Origin of the sequence: Microlunatus sagamiharensis (genome assembly GCF_900105785.1) — a bacterium.
Classification (GTDB): Bacteria; Actinomycetota; Actinomycetes; order Propionibacteriales; family Propionibacteriaceae; genus Microlunatus; species Microlunatus sagamiharensis.
Map to the genome: position 1 here is coordinate 1,899,265 of NZ_LT629799.1, position 16,598 is coordinate 1,915,862.

Annotated in this window: 15 protein-coding genes; 5 read left to right on the forward strand and 10 right to left on the reverse strand. The window is 74.8% G+C overall.

Features of this window, described 5'->3' with window-relative positions; genetic code table 11:
* Positions 1-70: 70 nt before the first annotated feature.
* The 4 genes from BLU42_RS08675 to BLU42_RS08690 all read right to left on the reverse strand — a co-directional run bounded on the left by BLU42_RS08675 (position 71) and on the right by BLU42_RS08690 (position 5,083).
* Positions 71-2,848, reverse strand: coding sequence for a UPF0182 family membrane protein (locus tag BLU42_RS08675; RefSeq protein WP_231918512.1), 2,778 nt, complete (start codon positions 2,846-2,848; stop codon positions 71-73).
* A gap of 107 nt (positions 2,849-2,955) precedes the next feature.
* Positions 2,956-3,528 carry a PPA1309 family protein gene (locus BLU42_RS08680; protein ID WP_091074102.1) on the reverse strand — a complete coding sequence of 191 codons (573 nt, stop codon included), beginning with the start codon at positions 3,526-3,528 and terminating at the stop codon, positions 2,956-2,958.
* A 62-nt stretch (positions 3,529-3,590) separates the two neighbouring features.
* The gene (locus tag BLU42_RS08685) at positions 3,591-4,658 is read right to left on the reverse strand and encodes a YlbL family protein (RefSeq protein WP_157719892.1); all 1,068 of its coding nucleotides are present in this window, start codon (positions 4,656-4,658) and stop codon (positions 3,591-3,593) included.
* The gene (locus BLU42_RS08690) at positions 4,655-5,083 is read right to left on the reverse strand and encodes a molybdenum cofactor biosynthesis protein MoaE (protein ID WP_091074104.1); all 429 of its coding nucleotides are present in this window, start codon (positions 5,081-5,083) and stop codon (positions 4,655-4,657) included. The genes BLU42_RS08685 and BLU42_RS08690 overlap by 4 nt, the downstream gene beginning before the upstream one ends.
* Before the next feature lie 204 nt (positions 5,084-5,287).
* On the opposite strand from BLU42_RS08690, the gene BLU42_RS08695 reads away from it, so the two are divergent.
* Positions 5,288-6,889, forward strand: a complete 1,602-nt coding sequence (locus BLU42_RS08695) for a zinc-dependent metalloprotease (protein WP_091074105.1) — start codon at positions 5,288-5,290, stop codon at positions 6,887-6,889.
* An 18-nt stretch (positions 6,890-6,907) separates the two neighbouring features.
* Here the strand turns inward: BLU42_RS08695 and BLU42_RS08700 are convergent, their stop codons facing one another.
* Complete coding sequence (locus BLU42_RS08700) at positions 6,908-7,777, reverse strand: LysR family transcriptional regulator (protein ID WP_091074106.1); 870 nt, start codon at positions 7,775-7,777, stop codon at positions 6,908-6,910.
* 69 nt (positions 7,778-7,846) lie between these two features.
* Between BLU42_RS08700 and BLU42_RS08705 the strand changes: the two genes are divergently transcribed.
* Positions 7,847-8,812 (forward strand): EamA family transporter, encoded by a 966-nt coding sequence (locus tag BLU42_RS08705; protein WP_197680680.1) that lies wholly within the window; start codon positions 7,847-7,849, stop codon positions 8,810-8,812.
* 30 nt (positions 8,813-8,842) lie between these two features.
* Here BLU42_RS08705 and BLU42_RS08710 read toward each other — a convergent pair whose 3' ends face one another.
* Together BLU42_RS08710 and BLU42_RS08715 are read right to left on the reverse strand one after the other, a co-directional pair.
* On the reverse strand, positions 8,843-9,454 hold the full coding sequence (locus BLU42_RS08710; RefSeq protein ID WP_091074107.1) for a hypothetical protein: 612 nt from the start codon (positions 9,452-9,454) through the stop codon (positions 8,843-8,845).
* On the reverse strand, positions 9,451-10,071 hold the full coding sequence (locus BLU42_RS08715) for a M48 metallopeptidase family protein (RefSeq protein ID WP_231918514.1): 621 nt from the start codon (positions 10,069-10,071) through the stop codon (positions 9,451-9,453). The genes BLU42_RS08710 and BLU42_RS08715 overlap by 4 nt, the downstream gene beginning before the upstream one ends.
* A 507-nt stretch (positions 10,072-10,578) precedes the next feature.
* Between BLU42_RS08715 and BLU42_RS20850 the strand changes: the two genes are divergently transcribed.
* The 3 genes from BLU42_RS20850 to BLU42_RS08730 all read left to right on the forward strand — a co-directional run bounded on the left by BLU42_RS20850 (position 10,579) and on the right by BLU42_RS08730 (position 13,324).
* Positions 10,579-10,740, forward strand: coding sequence for a DUF5679 domain-containing protein (locus BLU42_RS20850; protein WP_091074108.1), 162 nt, complete (start codon positions 10,579-10,581; stop codon positions 10,738-10,740).
* A gap of 101 nt (positions 10,741-10,841) precedes the next feature.
* Positions 10,842-11,888, forward strand: coding sequence for a hypothetical protein (locus BLU42_RS08725; protein WP_091074109.1), 1,047 nt, complete (start codon positions 10,842-10,844; stop codon positions 11,886-11,888).
* Between the two features lie 29 nt (positions 11,889-11,917).
* Positions 11,918-13,324: an ABC1 kinase family protein gene (locus tag BLU42_RS08730; protein ID WP_091074110.1), complete on the forward strand. Its 1,407-nt coding sequence runs from the start codon at positions 11,918-11,920 to the stop codon at positions 13,322-13,324.
* Between the two features lie 182 nt (positions 13,325-13,506).
* On the opposite strand, the gene BLU42_RS08735 is transcribed toward BLU42_RS08730, so the two are convergent.
* The 3 genes from BLU42_RS08735 to BLU42_RS08745 form a co-directional block, all read right to left on the reverse strand.
* Positions 13,507-13,854, reverse strand: coding sequence for a WhiB family transcriptional regulator (locus BLU42_RS08735; RefSeq protein ID WP_091074111.1), 348 nt, complete (start codon positions 13,852-13,854; stop codon positions 13,507-13,509).
* Between the two features lie 109 nt (positions 13,855-13,963).
* Positions 13,964-14,272 carry a hypothetical protein gene (locus BLU42_RS08740; RefSeq protein ID WP_091074112.1) on the reverse strand — a complete coding sequence of 103 codons (309 nt, stop codon included), beginning with the start codon at positions 14,270-14,272 and terminating at the stop codon, positions 13,964-13,966.
* 155 nt (positions 14,273-14,427) lie between these two features.
* Complete coding sequence (locus tag BLU42_RS08745; protein WP_197680681.1) at positions 14,428-16,554, reverse strand: ATP-dependent DNA helicase UvrD2; 2,127 nt, start codon at positions 16,552-16,554, stop codon at positions 14,428-14,430.
* Between the last annotated feature and the right edge of the window lie 44 nt (positions 16,555-16,598).

Sequence of the window (16,598 nt, forward strand, 5' to 3'; positions counted from 1 at the left end):
GACCCGCTCGAGGACGACGAAGCCCCCTGGACCCGACGGGTCCAGGGGGCTTCGTGCGGGGCGTACGGGGCTAACGGCCGAGGGCCCGCTGGGCCCTGACCAGGTCTTCCTGCATCTGGTTGATCTTGGTCTGGTACTCACCGAGGTTGCCCGCGGTCAGCGCCTTCTGCGCGTCGGAGTAGGCGGTCGAGGCGTCGTCGAGCGCCGACAGCGCGGCCGCGTTGTCCGCCTCGCCGGCCGGCGGGGTGCCGCCGGTGCCCTCGTCCTCGCCGGTGTCCGCCCCGGCGTTGCCCTGGAACACCTGGTCGAGCGCCGCCTGCAGCGAGGTGCCGAAGCCGACCGACTGCCCGAAGCGGACCACGACGAAGCGCAGGACCGGGTACGAGCCGGTCGCCCCGGGCCGCTGGGCGTAGACGGGCATCGCGTAGAGCAGCCCGCCGCCCAGGGGCAGCGTGAGCAGGTTGCCGAACGACGCCTGCGCGCTGCCCTGCGCGGTGAAGTTCCGCAGCGCGGCGCTCACCGTCTCGTTGGTCGTCATCGCGTTGAACGACTGCCCCGGCCCGTCGATCTGGGTCGTGTCCGACATCTGCAGGATGCGGATCTTTCCGTAGTCGGGGCTCGCCGCGTCGGCGTTCACGGCCATGTACGCGGCCAGGTTCGAGCGGCCGTTCGCGACGTAGGCGGTGGTCAGCGAGAAGGTCGCGTTCGGGTCGCCCGGCCACTTCACCGAGAGGTAGAAGGGCTGCTCCTTGGAGCTGGCCGAGGCGTTCACCGGGTCGTTGGGGATGTCCCACAGGCTCGAGTTGCGGTACCAGGTGCCCGGGTCGGTCTGGTGGTAGCGCGAGAGGATCTGCCGCTGGACCTTGAACTGGTCCTGCGGGTAGCGCAGGTGCGCCAGCAGGTCGGCCGGGATCGCGCTCTTCGGCTGGATGACGCTGCCGAAGACCTTCTGCCAGGTCTTGAGCACCGGGTCGGTGTCGTCCCAGGCGTAGAGCTTGACCGTGCCGTCGTAGGCGTCGACCACGGCCTTGACCGAGTTGCGCATGTAGTTGATCTGGTCGCCCGGCTGCGCCACGACCTGCGTGCCCGGCGTCGCCGTCTGGCTGTCGGCCGTCGTCTGCGCCAGGTTGATGCGCTCGGAGTTGGGATAGCTGTTCGAGGTCGTGTAGCCGTCGACGACCCAGACGATCCGGCCCTCGACGACGGCCGGGTAGGCGTCGCCGTCGACCTTGAGCCACGGGGCCGCCTGCTGCACCCGCTCGCGCGGGGTGCGGTCGTAGATGATCTTCGAGGCGGAGTTGACGCGGTCCGAGAGCAGGATGTTGATGTCGGCGAACTTCGCGGCGTAGAGCAGCTTGTGCCAGAGGCTCCCGATGGCCACGCCGCCCTTGCCGGTGTAGGTGTAGTTGGGCCCGCCGGGCGTGTCGAGCTCGATGGGCGCCGCGCCCGCCGGTGCACCGACGATCGAGTACTCGTTCGGGTTGGCCCCCTGCAGCTCGCCGAAGTAGACCCGCGGCTCGTGCTCGGCGATGGCGCCCGTCGGCGGGATGCCCTCGGTGATCCACTGCGGCTCACCGGTGGCCTGCGCCCGGTTGCCGTACGCGGACACGAGCCCGAAGCCGTGGGTGTAGACGGTCTTGAGGTTGTTCCAGTTCTGGCCCTCGACGCCGTCCAGGTTCATCTCGCGCACGGCGACGACGGCGTCGGTCTCCTGGCCGTCGATCGTGTAGCGGTCGACGTCGAGGATCTTGGGGAACTGGTAGTAGCCGCGGACCTGCTGCAGCTGCTCGTAGGTCGGCGAGACGGCGCTCGGGTCGATCAGGCGGATGCCCGGCAGCGCCTCGGCGTCGGTGCGCAGCTGGCCGGCGGTCGCGGTCTGGGTCGCGGAGTAGTCCGTGACCTCGGAGTCGGCCACCCCGTACGCCGCGCGCGTCGCGTCGATGTTGCGCTGGATGTACGCCCGCTCGCGCAGCTCCTCGCTCGGGCGGACGCTGAAGTACTGGACGGTACCCGGGTAGACGTAGCCGAGCACGATCGCCGACAGGATCAGCAGCACCAGCCCGGCGGTGGGGATGACCCACCGGTGCAGCACCGCGTTGGCGAGGAAGAGCAGCGCCACGATGCCCGCCGCGATCGCGAGGATGAGCTTGGCGTTCGCCGTCGCATTGTCGGCGGTGTAGGAGATGCCGGTGAACAGCGGCGAGGTCTTGGTGGTCTCCAGGCCGTACTGGTCCATCCAGTAGCTCGCGCCGCGGACGAGCAGCGTGAGCCCGACGAGGACCGACAGGTGCGCCTGCGCCGACGTCGTGCCGCCGCGGCGCGGCCCGCTGAAGCGCACGGCACCCATGACGTAGTGCATGACGGCCGCGGCGATCACGCTGATGGTCAGCGCGGTGAACGCGAACGACAGGACGAAGCGCAGCCACGGGTAGGTGAAGACGAAGAAGGAGACGTCGAGGCCGTACTGCGGGTCGGTGACCCCGAACCCGGTCTTCTCGCTCCACGCGAGGAAGGTCAGCGCCTGGCCGCTGGCCGCGGCGCCGGCGAAGAGGCCGACGACGACGCCGATGGCCACCATGACCCAGATGAAGCGGGTCTCGACGATCTCGCGGTAGCGCTCGAGCAGCGGGCTCGTCGGGCCCTGCGGGCGGAAGCGCGGCCGCAGCCGGTAGGCCAGCGCGGCGTTGGCCGACACGAGCCCGGCCATCACCAGCCCGAAGACCAGGAACAGCCCCGTGCGGGTCAGCAGCATGGTGTTGAAGACCGACCCGAAGTCGAACGAGTCGAACCACAGGCGCGAGGTCCAGACGTTCGTGAAGATCGCGAAGGCCACGACCAGCACGGCCACGACCACGAGGGTGGGCAGGATGGCGCCTCGGCGTCGACCCGGTGCCCGCAACGTGCTCAAACCGACCGTCTCCTCGTCATGTGCTGAGCCCGTACGACCCGTACGGGTCAGCCAAGGGTATGCGCCAGCGCTGAGGCCAGCCCCGGCACGAGATCGGTGCCACCCAGGAGCTCGTCGGGCTGCGAGCGCAGCCGGGCCACGCCGTGCTGCTGACCGGAGCGGTCGACCCCGACCACCACGCGGATCTCCTGGGCCGCCGGGTGGGCCGCCACCAGGGCCGCGGCCTCGTCGGCGTCCTCGGGCAGCTCGACGTCGGTGCCCGAGGGCAGGAAGGTCCGCACCGCGGCCACGGCGGTGCCGAACACGCCGTCGGGCCACTCGATCCCGTCGAGGTCGGACAGCAGGTCACCGGTGCCGACGAAGGTGTCTTGCTCGATCGCGGTGAGCGCTCCGGGCGCCGCTCCGTCCGCCGTGGTCCGCAGGCCCAGCGAACGGGCGAGGTCGGGCTCGGCGGCGGCGAGCTCGTCGGTCTCGACGAGCGCGAAGAGCCGCGGCGGCCCCTCCCAGCCGGCGTCAGCCACGTGGTGCTCCAGCTCGACCAGCGCGGCGACCAGCGCCTCGCGGCGGTCGTCGGCGCCGAGAGACGGGCCGGAGGGGGTGGGCGGGGTGGACGCAGGCATCAGGACCTCACGGGGTTCGAGGAGCGGGGCCGGCCGGGGCGGCCCGAGGCGGGAGCAGGGGGTCAGCAGGTGGGGATGCGGTCGGCCAGCTCGGGCGAGTCGAGCCAGCGGACCGAGCGGATGGCGTCGCCGAGGGTGGCCACGCGGACCAGGCGCATCGAGGTCTTGACGCCGGCGAGGTCGCCGCAGTTCGGTGCGGGCACGAGGAACGTCGTCGCCCCGGCCGCCTGGGCCCCGGCGATCTTCTCCTGGATGCCTCCGATGCCGCCGACGACGCCGGTCGGGTTGATCGTGCCGGTGCCCGCGACGTGCTGGCCGGCGAGGAGCTCCCCGGGCGTCAGCTTGTCGTAGATCGCGAGGGCGAAGACGAGACCGGCGCTCGGTCCCCCGATCTTCTGCCCGAGGTCGTAGGAGATGCGGGCGTCGTAGGCGTAGCCGGTGCCGATGGTGATGCCGATCTGCACCCCGGTGCCCGACGCCTGGGGCGCCGGGAGCACGGGCACGGTGGTCTCGACCTTGTCGCGCAGGACGACGAAGCGCAGCTCCTGGTTGGCCTGCGCCTTGCGCACCGCGGCCTGCACCAGCGCCGGGGTCGGAGTCTCCACCCCGTCGACGGAGACCACGAGGTCGCCGGGACGGAGGTGGCCCTGCGCCGGGCTGCCCACGGTGACCGAGGCGATCGCCGGGAGCTGGCGCACGGTCTGCTGGCTCGCCCGCAGCGCCGCGACCACGGCGTCGTCCTGGGCGTCGACCATCATCTCCGCGTCGGCGGCCTCGGCGTCGGCGGCCGAGCGGCCCGGCGGGTAGACCGCCTCGCGCGGGAGCGCGTCGTGGTCGGGGCGGAAGTAGGCGACCAGCGCCTGCGGCAGGCTCAGCCGCGAGCCGGCCGAGGTCGTGGACACGACGGTCAGGTCCAGCCGGCCCGAGGTCGGGTAGGTCGGGACGCCCTCGACCGAGATGATCGGCTCGGTCCCGGCGCCGCCGGAGCTCGCGAGCACGTCGCGCGCCGTCCCCGGCGACCACGTGACGTAGGGGACGCCGAGCACGGAGACCGTCACGGCCAGGAGCACGAAGGTCACCGCGGCCGCGAAGGCCGTGACCGTCTGACGGGTGAAGGAGGAGCGCCTCACGCGGTCCCCAGCCCGACCCACTCGGTGCCGCCGTCGGTGAAGGCCTGCTCCTTCCAGATCGGCACCTGCTCCTTGAGCGTGTCGATCAGGTGGCGGCAGGCCTCCAGCGCCGCCTGCCGGTGCGCGGCCCCGACGGCGACGACCACGGCGAGGTCGCCGACCTCGAGGTGGCCGGTGCGGTGCGACACCGCGACGGTGAGCACGTCGTACGCCTCCGCCGTGCGCTCGGCGCACGCGGCCAGCGCCGTCGCGGCGCTCGGGTGCGCGGTGTAGTCGAGGCTGGTGACCGACGCCCCGTGGTCGTGGTCGCGCACGACCCCGACGAACAGGGCCACGCCGCCCACCGCCGGGTCGCGGACCTGGGCCAGCATCCGGTCGACGCTCAGCGGCTCCTCGCTCACGCTCGTCTCGCGGACCGCCGTCATGGCGCCGAGGTTATCCGAGCCGCCCGCCGCGGGCCGGACGCCAGGACGCACCCGCCGCGCGGCCACCGGGTGACGCAGCCGGGACCGCCGTACGCCCACAGCGATCGTCCCGCCGTCGCACGGGTGCGCCACGTCCACCCCGCGTACCGTGGAGAGCACGCCGAGGCGGCCCGACCAGGGGTCGCTGCGACCTCAGGAGACCCCATGCCCCAGGACCCCGACCAGCGTCCTGACGACGAGCAGGACCAGTCGCCGAACCCCGAGCCCGGCACGGGCGGCCAGGGTGGTCAGAGCGGCCAGGGGGGTCAGGGCGGCAGCGGCTACCGGCTCGGAGGCTCGGGCTCCGGCTCGGTCGGCGGGGGCGGTGGCGCGGCGGGCTTCGGCGGCGGGGCCGGCTTCGGCGGGCTCGGCGGCGGGGCGGCCCCCTCCGGCGGCGACCCGTCCAACCCGCTCGAGGCGCTGTTCGCCTCGCTGGCCGGGGGCGACACCAACGCCCTCGCCGCGCAGCTGCAGAGCGCGTTCGCGATGCTCGGCGGTGGCGGCGGCGGGCTCTTCGGCGGGGGCGGCGACGCCGGTTCCGGGGTCAACTGGGAGGTCACCAAGGACACCGCGCGCAAGAGCGCCGCGGCCCTGGGCCCGGACCCGACGCCGACGAGCGCGCAGGTGCATGCCGTCACCGACGCGGTGGGCATCGCCGAGGTCTGGCTGGACGCGGCGACCGACTTCCCGCGCGTCAGCGGCAGCGCCACGGCGTGGAGCCGGGCGGAGTGGATCGAGCGGACGATGCCCGTGTGGCGCCGCCTCGTCGAGCCGGTGGCCAGCCACATCGCCGACGCGATGGCCGGCGCCCTCACCCTCGGCGGCGAGGGCCAGCCCGAGGTGCCGGGCATGGCGGGCATGGCCGACATGCTGCGGCCGATGCTGCGCAGCTCCGGCGCGAGCATGTTCGGCCTCCAGCTCGGCCAGGGCCTCGGCCAGCTCTCCGGCGAGGTGGTGAGCACCACCGACATCGGGCTGCCGCTGACCGACGCCCCCCAGGTCGCGCTGCTGCCGACCAACGTCGCCGCCTTCGGCGAGGGCCTCGAGCAGTCGGGCAGCGACGTCACCCTCTACCTCACCCTGCGCGAGTGCGCGCGCCAGCGGCTCTTCGCCTCGGCGGGCTGGCTGCGTGCGCAGCTGCTCGTCCTGGTCGAGCAGTACGCGGCCGGGATCACCATCGACACCTCCGCGCTCGAGGAGGCGGTCCAGGGCATGGACCCGTCCAACCTCGAGGAGATCGGCGCCAAGCTCGAGGGCGGGCTCTTCGAGCCGCGCAAGACCCCCGAGCAGCTCGCGACCCTGGAGCGCCTGGAGACGATGCTCGCCCTCGTCGAGGGCTGGGTCGACGACGTCGTGACCGCGGCCACCGCCCCGTGGATGCCCGCGGCGGTGCCGTTGGCCGAGACCGTCCGGCGCCGGCGGGCGACCGGCGGCCCGGCGGAGGCGACGTTCGCGACGCTGGTCGGCCTCGAGCTGCGCCCGCGCCGGCTGCGCGACGCGGCCAACCTCTGGGCGGCGGTCCGCGACGCCCGTGGCGCCGAGGGGCGCGACGCGGTCTGGACCCACCCCGACCTGGTGCCGACCTCGGCCGACCTCGACGACCCGCTGGGCTTCGCGCGCGGCGAGGCCGCCGCGGAGACGAGCGCGGACGACGACTTCGACACCGCGCTGGCCGAGCTGCTCGACGAGGCCGAGCGCCCGCAGGACGGACCGTCCGAGGGCCAGGACGACCAGCCGGACGAGGGCGGTCCCACCCCGACCCGGTGAGCCGTGGCGTCCGGCGGGTCAGCCGCCGGACGCGTACGCCTCCCGCACCACCCGCACGACCTCGGCGACGCCCGCCGGCGGGTCGTCGCGCCACCACGCCAGGAGCACCGGCACGGGCGGTACGTCGCGGACCCGGCGGTAGACCACGCCGGGGCGCCGGTGCTGGCGCGTCGTGGCCTCCGACGTCATCCCGACCCCCTGCCCGGCGGCCACCAGCGTCATCAGGTCCTCCACGCTGCTGACCTCGCGGTACGCCGCGGGCGCCTGCTCGGGTGGCAGCCCCGACCACAGGTGCTCCCCCGTCGTCCCCGTCCGACGGTCCCGGGCGAGCGTGCGGCCGGCGAAGTCGGCCAGCGTGACGCTGCGGCGCACGGCGAGCGGGTCGCCGGCCGGCAGCACCGCGTAGCGGCGCTCCACGCCGACCTGCTCGGCGACGAAGCGCCCGTCCTCGAGCGGGCGCCGCAGGACGGCGACGTCGCACAGGCCCTCGGCGAGGCCGGCCGTGGGGCTGACGACGAAGACAAAGCTCAGCGTCCGGCCCGGGTGCAGCTCGCTCCAGCGGCGCTGCACCGGGACGGTGTGGCGCCCGAGCGCCGACCAGGCCGACCCGACGCGGACGTCGTCCTCGGCCCGCGCGGCGACGAGCTCGAGCCCCGCGACGGCCTCGAGGACGCGGCGGGCGTGCTCCACGACCCGGGCCCCGACCGCCGTGGTGGCGACCGAGCGTGTCGTGCGCCGCAGCACCCGCGTGCCCAGCCCCGCCTCGAGCGCGGCCACGGCCCGCGACACCGACGCCTGGGTCGTGCCCAGCGCGATCGCCGCGTCGGTGAAGGAGCCCTCGTCGACCACGGCGACGAGCGCCCGCAGCTGACGCAGCTCCACGCTCATGCGCGAAGCGTATGGATCGGCGACGCGGTGCATTTCCGGGACCGCGGGCCGGACACCGAGACTCCACCCATGACCGCGCAGGCGGAGCCGCTGACCGCCCTCTCCCCCACGACCTCCACCCCGGCGACCACCGTGCCCGGGGCCCCGCACCCCGGCGACCGCCCGCGGCTGCTGCCCGGGATCCTCAGCATGAGCGCGAGCGCGACCGGCAGCCAGATCGGCGCGGCGGTGGGGACCTTCGCCTACCCGACGCTCGGCGTCCCGGGCGTGGTCGCGGTCCGCCAGCTCGTCGCCGCGGCGGTCCTGCTCCCGCTCGCCCGCCCGCCCTTCCGGCGCTTCACCTGGGCCCAGTGGTGGCCGTGCCTCCTGCTGGCCGCCGTCTTCGCCAGCATGAACCTGTCGCTCTACACCGCGTTCAGCCGCATCGACCTCGGCCTGGCGGTGACCCTGGAGTTCCTCGGCCCGCTTTCGGTGGCCCTGGCCACCTCGCGGCGGCTGGTCGACCTCGTCTGCGCGGTCGCCGCGGCGGGTGGGGTCTACGTGCTCGTGCTGCCCGGCCCGTCGACGGACTGGTTCGGCGTCGGGCTCGCGCTGCTGGCCGGCGTCTGCTGGGCGTCCTACATCCTGCTGAACCGCCTGGCCGGCCGGCGCCTGCCCGGGCTCCAGGCCACCGCGACGGCGACGACGTTCTCGGCGCTCGGCTACCTGCCGGTCGTGGTCGTCCTGCTCGTGCGCGGCGAGCTCGTCGGGCTGCCGCTGCTCTGCGCCGTCGCCGTCGGCCTGCTGTGCTCCGCGCTGCCGTACGCCGCCGACCTGTTCTCGCTGCGCCGGGTCCCCGTCCAGCTCTTCGGGGTGTTCATGAGCGCCAACCCGGTGCTGGCCGCGCTCGTCGGCCTGGTGCTGCTGGGCCAGGTGATCGCTCTCCACGCGTGGGTCGGGATCGGCCTGGTCGTCGTGGCCGACGTCGTGGCCCTGGCCGTCGCCGCGCGGCGGCACCGCCGGGCGGCGGTCCGCCCGATCGTCGAGACGCCCTGAGCCCGCCGGCCCGTGGACGGTCGGCGACGGTCAGCGCGACGCGCCGCTGAGCAGGGCGCGGGTCTCCTCCCAGCCCTCGAGCGCCGGGTCGAGGTGGTGCACCGCCGCCGGCCCGCGCAGCCGTCGCCAGTCCGGCGTGGTCTGGACGAGGTCGGCCGCGGGCGCGGCGGCCCGCAGCAGCGCGGTCGGGTCGGTGTCGAGGTCCAGCTCCTCGAGCGGCAGCCAGCCCGCGACCGGCAGCCGGAAGCCCAGGGCCACGACGCCGGGGCCGCCGCGCTCCGGCGCCACGGCGACGTCGCTGCGGTGCAGCACCTTGAGCTGCTTGGCCAGGACCAGGCTCGGCAGGTCGGGCGCGTCGGCCGGGACCAGCACCACCTCGTCGGCGAGCGCGGCGCACGCCGCCAGGAGCGGGCGCAGGCCCGCGTCGTCGAGACGCACCGCGCCCGGCCAGAGCAGCTCGTCGAGCGCGGGCGGACCGACCAGGCCGGACCGGGCGTCCACCAGGTCGGCGGCGACCTCGTAGGTGTCGGCCATACACGCCCGGGCGAAGGCCGCCGGGTCGACGCCGGGCGGGGCGGCGCCGGCCGCGTCGTGGCGGGCCAGGACCAGCACCAGGCGGCGCCGTGCGCCCTCGTCGGTCACCGTCGCCCGTCCCCGGGCCGGTCGTCGTCCCCGTGCCCGTCGACGTCGTCGAGAGCGCCGTCGTCCGGCTCGCGACCGACCTCGAGCCGCGCCGCGTCCGCGTACCCCTCGAGGTACCCGCGGGCCCGCTCGGCGTCGTCGTAGGCGGAGAGCAGCGCGTGGAAGCGGGGCGTGTGGTTGGCCTCGAGCAGGTGCACGAGCTCGTGGAGCAGGACGTAGTCGCGCACCCACGACGGCATCGGGCGCAGCCGGTCGGACAGGCGGATGGTGCGGTCCGTCGGCGTGCACGAGCCCCAGCGGCGACGCTGGTTGGAGACCCAGGCGACCCGGGTCGGCGCGGGGACCACGCCGACCTGCGGCTCGAGGTAGCGGCGGCCCAGCTCCCGCGCCCGCACCAGCAGGTCCGCGTCCCCGCTGGGTCCCTGGGCCCGTGCCTCACGGGCGAGCAGCCGGGCGACCAGCGACTCCACGTGGCGGGCCTCCTCCGCCCTCGACATGGAGGCCGGGACGAGCACGACGACCGTCGAGCCCTCGCGGTAGGCGGTGACCGTGCGCCGCCGGCGCCGGCTGCGCCGCACCTCGACCACGGGGGCCACGGGGCCGGGGGCGTCGCTCACGGGCCCATCCTGCCCCTCCGGCGGCCCGGCCGGACCAGCGCCTCGAGTGGTTTCCACAGGTGAACAGCAGGCCGACGACGGGGAACCGTCGTCCTCCGGGGAGCCGTCCACCGAGTGACCCACACGTCGTCCACACAGTTGTCCACAAGTGGTGGACAAGGCCGCCCACCCGAGGTTTGACGGCCCCCGGGGGTGCCGCTAGCGTTCCTCGCCACGAGGCCCTCACGGGCCGGGACCGCGTGCTGGGGAAGGCGGGTGGTCTCCGGCCCGGGGGCCTCGTGCCGTCTCCGCCCCGGGTGCTCGTGGGCGCGTTCCCGGCGGTCCCCGCGGGGTCCAGTGCGGCCCTCCCGGTCGGTCGTGCACCACAGACCGCCGCCCCGTACGGCGTGGCGTCCAGGGTCCGGCGGCAGGCGTGACCGCTACGCTGACCGGGATCGCGCCCCGACGGCCCTGCCCGGCCGCCGGGACAGACCTGACGGAGAACCGTCACCGAGCAAGGAGAAGCACATGGCGGACGAGACCTACAGCGGCGAGTTCTACTGCGTGAAGTGCAAGGAGAAGCGCGAGGCCGAGGGCAACGTCGTCGTCAACGACAAGGGCACGCGCATGGCCAAGGCCAAGTGCCCCGTCTGCGGCACCAACCTCAACCGGATCCTCGGCAAGGCCTGAGCCACCCGGGAGTCCGCCCTCCGCGGACCGCCCGCCGCGCGGGACCGGACGGTCCTGTGGATCGTCGTCCCGCGCGGCTCCGGGGGCACCAGACTGACCGGGTGGACGCCACGCGCACCCCGGCAGCCCCCGCAGCCCCCTCCCCGCCCGGCACGACCGACGTCGAGCCGGGCCTCCGCCTCGCCCCGCACGCGGTCGTGCTGCTGCGCAGCCCCCACGAGCTGCAGGTCGGGGTCGAGCCGTCGGTGGTCGTCCCCCGCACCTACGAGCCGGTCGTCGCGGCCCTCGCCGACGGCGCCACCGCGGGGGACCTCGGTCTGACCGCCAGCGAGGCCGGTCTGCCGACGGGCGCGGTCACCGACCTCCTCGGCGCCCTCGACGACGCCCGGCTCCTGCGGCCGCCGTCGGCGGTCGCGAGCCGGGCCGTCCGGGTCGTCGGTGCCGGCACCCTCGGCTCGCGGACCGCCCACGCGCTGGCGACGGCGGGCTTCGGCACCGTCCACCTGGCCGACCTGCCCTCCCGCGTGCCCACCGACGAGCGCGCCCTCGACCGTCCTGCCCGCCACGCGAGCGGACGGCGCCGTCCGCGGGCCGACGGGCACCCCGAGCGCCTCGAGCTGCTCGCGGCCTCCCTCGGTGTGGCGCACCCGGACCTGCGCGTCCGGCGTCCCCGCCACTTCGCCCAGCCCGAGGGCGGCGCCGTCGCGCTGACCGTGGTCGTCGCCGACGGGCCCGAGCCGGACCGCCTCGTCCCCGACGTGCTGCGCGAGCAGGACGCGCCGCACCTGCTCGTGCGCTGCGCGGGCGACGAGGCCGTCGTCGGGCCGCTCGTCGTGCCCGGGGCCACCTCGTGCGTGCGCTGCGCCGACCTCGGCCGGCGCGACGCCGACCCGCGCTGGCCCTGGTTGCTCGAGCAGCTCACCCGGCTGCACGTCGAGCCCGCGCCGACGCTGCTCGCCTGGGCGGCCGTCAACGCTGCCGTGCAGGCGCTCGCCTTCGTGGGCAGCGGGCACGCCGAGACCCTCGACCACACCCTCGAGCTCGGCGGCGGCGAGCACGCCATGCGGCTCCGCGCCTGGCCGACGCACCCGGAGTGCCCGTGCCGCTGGGACGACGGGAGCGCCCCCGGCACCCACGGCCGGTCGTGAGGTTGGGGGCACCGGACAGAATGGGCCCCATGCCCGACGACCCCTCGGTGGTGCCCGAGCGCCCGCGCGCAGGGAGGCGTGCACGAGCGTCCCGACGCGACGAGGAGCGGGCCGCCGAGTCCGACGACCGCATCGCCCGGGGCGGCCTGCGCCGCAGCGCACGGCTGGCCTCGCTGCCGCTCGGCTTCGCGGGGCGCTCGGCGCTCGGGCTGGGCCGGCGCATCGGCGGAGCACCGGCCGAGCAGGTCAGCGAGCAGCTCCAGCAGCGGGCCGCCGAGCAGCTGTTCAAGGTGCTCGGCGAGCTCAAGGGCGGCGCCATGAAGTTCGGCCAGGCGCTCAGCGTCTTCGAGTCGGTGCTGCCCGACGACGTCGCCGGCCCCTACCGCGCGCAGCTGGCGCGGCTCCAGGACTCCGCGCCGCCGATGCCGACGTCGAGGGTGCACGCGGTCCTCGCCCGCGAGCTCGGTCCGCGCTGGCGCGACGACTTCACCTCGTTCTCCGCGCAGCCCGCCGCTGCGGCGTCGATCGGGCAGGTGCACCGCGCGGTGTGGAAGGACGGCCGCGAGGTCGCGGTCAAGGTCCAGTACCCGGGCGCGGACGAGGCGCTGCGCTCCGACCTCCGTCAGATCGGGCGGATGTCCAAGGTCATCTCCCCGCTCGCCGGCGGCATGGACGTGCAGCCGCTCGTCGACGAGCTGACCGCTCGGGTCTCCGAGGAGCTGGACTACACGCTGGAGGCGTCCGCGCAGGCCCAGGCCGCCGCCGCGTTCGCCGGCGACCCGGAGTTCTGCGTGCCCGACGTCCTGGCCTCCACCAGCAGGGTGATGGTCTCGGAGTGGGTCGAGGGGCGGGCGCTGAACACCGCCGCCGAGCTCTCCCAGGACGAGCGCAACCGGATGGGGCTGGCGTACGTGCGCTTCCTCTTCGCCGCCCCCGCCCGCGCCGGGATCCTGCACGCCGACCCGCACCCGGGCAACTTCAAGATCCTCCCCGACGGCCGGCTCGGGGTCATCGACTTCGGGCTCGTGGCCCGGTTCCCCGACGGGCTGCCGCCCGCGATGGGCCGCATCCTGCGGGTCGCGGAGAGCGGCGACGCCCGGCAGACGGCCGAGCAGCTGCGCCTCGAGGGCTTCATCGTGAGCGACGTCGACGCCCAGGACGTGCTCGACTACCTCTCCCCGTTCGTCGAGCCGGCGGCGGTGAGCGAGTTCGAGTTCACCCGCGACTGGATGCGCGAGCAGTTCGTGCGGGTCCGCGACGTGCGCGCCAACAACGGCGTGGCGATGAAGATCAACCTGCCGCCGGAGTACCTGCTGATCCACCGTGTGTGGCTCGGCGGGCTCGCGGTCCTGGCCCAGCTGAACGCCCGGGCCCCCTTCAACGCCGTGCTCCGCGAGCTCCTGCCCGGCTACTCCGAGGACCCGGTCGCCGGCTGAGCGGGCCGGGCCGTCGAGGGCCCGTCGGCCGCACAGCCTGCCGACGGGCCCGTCCCCTCCCCCGTGCTCGCACCCGCCTCAGTCGTGGTCGGGCGAGAGCGCCGAGCCGAGCCACAGGCGCACGGCGTGGAAGAGCCGCACACCGAGCCCGAGCCCGGAGTCCTGCCCCGGCAGGCCGGCGCTCACGCCGCCACCTCGCTGCGCTTCACGACGCGCGCCGCGGGGACGACGGGAGCGACCGGCTCCACCGGGTTCTTGCGGGGCCGGCCCCGCGGCCGCTTGCGCGGCACGACGACACCGGCGACGAACAGCTCGCCACCCCAGACACCCCAGGGCTCGCGCCGGTCGAGCGCCCCGGCGAGGCACTCGGTCCGGATCGGGCAGTCCACGCACAGCGCCTTCGCCGTCTCCACGTCGACGGGCGACTCGGCGAAGAACAGCTCCGGGTCGTTCCTCCGGCAGGGCAGGTCGGCGACCGCCACGCCGCTGGGCGTGGTGACGAGTGCCGCGAGTCCTCCTGCGAAGCTCATGTCGGCCTTCCTTGTGTACGGAGCTGGTGCTCCAGGGGCCGAGAAACACGAAGGCCGTGAATCCCGGTGTTCTGGGAGTCACGGCCTCGAGGCGGTGGGCGCTGTGCGCCTACGGTCTGGAGGTCGGTGGTCCCGAACGGATCGAGTGCTGCTTGGCCGTGAAGACCGCGGCAGCGGCGGTGGTGGTGACGAGGGCGGCGCCGGCGAAGGCGTGGCGCCCGTCCTGGGCAGCGGCGGGCGCGAAGCCCCGCATCGTGACGTCGGTCCCGCGACGCCAGGACATGACGGCGTGCGTGGTCGGACCGCTCAGGAGGCGGGGCTGTGCATCGTCCGCATACCGGCGCTCACCGAGCAGGGAGAGGCGGGGACGCGGCGACGCGACGAGCGCGGCCGGGCAGTCGATGATGATCGTGGACATCGGCTCTCCCCCTCTCCGGTGGGTGCTGGACGGAACGTTCCCGGGGCGCGCGGGCGCGTCCCTGGGTTCGAGGATCACACTAGGGCGCGCCCGCCGAGGGCCGCAACGGAATTAACGGGCGTGTTTCTCCGAGCACCGGGAGAGCCCTCGACCGGTCAGGACGCGGCGCTCGCCCGTTCCTCGCCGGCGGCCATCACCGCGAGCACCTGGTCGCCGTACTTGTCGATCTTGACCTTGCCGAGCCCCTGGACCCGGTAGAGGTCGGTGCCCGAGCGGGGGCGGGCCTCCGCGATCGCGACGAGCGTCGCGTCGGTGAAGACGCAGTACGCGGGCAGGCTGGCCGAGGCCGCCTCCTGGCGCCGCCACTCGCGCAGCAGCTCCAGCGTGCCCTCGTCGAAGGTCGACGGGCAGTCGACGTGGCGACCGAGCTTGCGCTCGGCGCCGTCGTTGAGCCCGCGCCCGCAGGAGCGGCAGTGCACCGAGAGCACCGCACCGCGACCCCGGCCCTTGCGCGCGGCCGGCCCGGCCGCACCGGGACCACCGCCCGACCTCATCGACGCCGGTAGCACGGGGTCGAGGAACCGCGACGGCTTGCGCGCGTTGCCCCCGCCGTTGCGGGTGCGCGACCAGGACACGCGCAGCAGGCTCATCGCCCGGGTCATGCCGACGTAGAGCAGCCGCCGCTCCTCGGTGACCTCCTCGGGCGTCGTGGCGAGCACGAACGGCAGCGAGCCCTCGTGCACCCCGAGCAGCGCCACCGCCTCCCACTCCAGGCCCTTGGCCGAGTGCAGCGTCGACACCGTCACGCCCTGCGCCGCGGGGACGTGCTGGGCCTCGGCCCGCCGGTCGAGCTCGGCCGACACCTCGACGAGCGTGAGCGCCGGGCCCTCCGTCGAGCGACGGGCGGCGTCGAGGTCCTCCGCGACGCTGAGCAGGGCGGCTAGCGACTCCCAGCGCTCCCGCACCGCGCCCGCGCCCTCCGGGGGCTTCTCGGTCCAGCCGAGGGCGCCGAGCAGCGCCTTGAACTGGTCGAGCGCCGAGCCGCCCTCGCCCCCGTACGCGTCCGCGGTGCGCACCTGGGTCCGCAGCGTGACGAGCGTCTGGCGCACCTCGGGCCGCTCGTAGAAGCGCTCCCCGCTGCGCACCAGGTAGGGGATGCCGCGGTCGGCCAGCGCCTGCTCCAGCGGCGGCGACTGCGCGTTGATCCGGAACAGCACCGCCATGTCGCGGTAGTCGACCCCCGCGCCGTGCTGGGTCTCGAGCCAGTCGGCGACCCCCGCGGCCTCGGACGCCTCGTCGGAGGCCTCGCTGAAGGCGACCTGCGGGCCGTCCGGCCGCTGGGCCACGAGCCTGAGCGACGAGGCACCCGCCACCGACATCACCGCGTTGGCGGCGCCCACCACCTGCGGGGTCGAGCGGTAGTCACGGACGAGCTTGACCACGGTGGCGTCGGGGAACCTCCGCGCGAAGCCGGTGAGGAAGGTCGGCTGGGCGCCGGCGAAGGAGTGGATGGTCTGCGCGGGGTCGCCGACGACGCAGATCTCGGAGCTGTCGCCGCGCCACAGCGTCAGCAGCGCCTCCTGCAGCGGGCTGACGTCCTGGTACTCGTCCACGACGAGGTGGCGGTAGGTGCGGCGCACCTGCTCGGCGACCTCCGGGTGGTCGGAGATCATCGCCGCCGTGCACAGCAGGATGTCCTCGAAGTCGATGCGGCCCCGGTCGCGCTTGGCCTCCTCGTAGCCGAGGAAGATGCGTCCGACCGTCTCGGCGTCGATGGTCGACACCTCGCGGTGGTGCTGCGCGGCGAGGCGCGGGTAGTCCTCGGGCGAGACGTTGCTGACCTTGGCCCAGCCGATCTCGGAGACGAGGTCGCGCAGCCGCGGGGTGTCGACGCGGACGCGCAGCCGGCCGGCGGACTCCGCGACCAGCGACATGCGGTTGTCCAGCACGCGCGGCAGCTCGGTGCCCTGCACGCGTGGCCAGAAGTACTGCAGCTGCCGCAGCGCCGCGGAGTGGAAGGTGCGGGCCTGCACGCCGTGCGCCCCGAGCTGCTGGAGGCGGCCCCGCAGCTCGCCGGCGGCGCGTGTGGTGAAGGTGACGGCCAGCACCGAGGTCGGGCGGTAGACCCCGGTCGCCACGCCGTACGCGATCCGGTGCGTGATCGCGCGCGTCTTGCCCGTCCCGGCCCCGGCGATCACGGCCACGGGACCGCGCAGCGCGGTCGCGACCTCGCGCTGCTCGGGGTCGAGTCCGGCCAGCAGGTCCTCGGGCTGGGGTGGCACGTCGTCACGGTAGTAGCCCCCACCGACAGGACCGGTCGGACCGC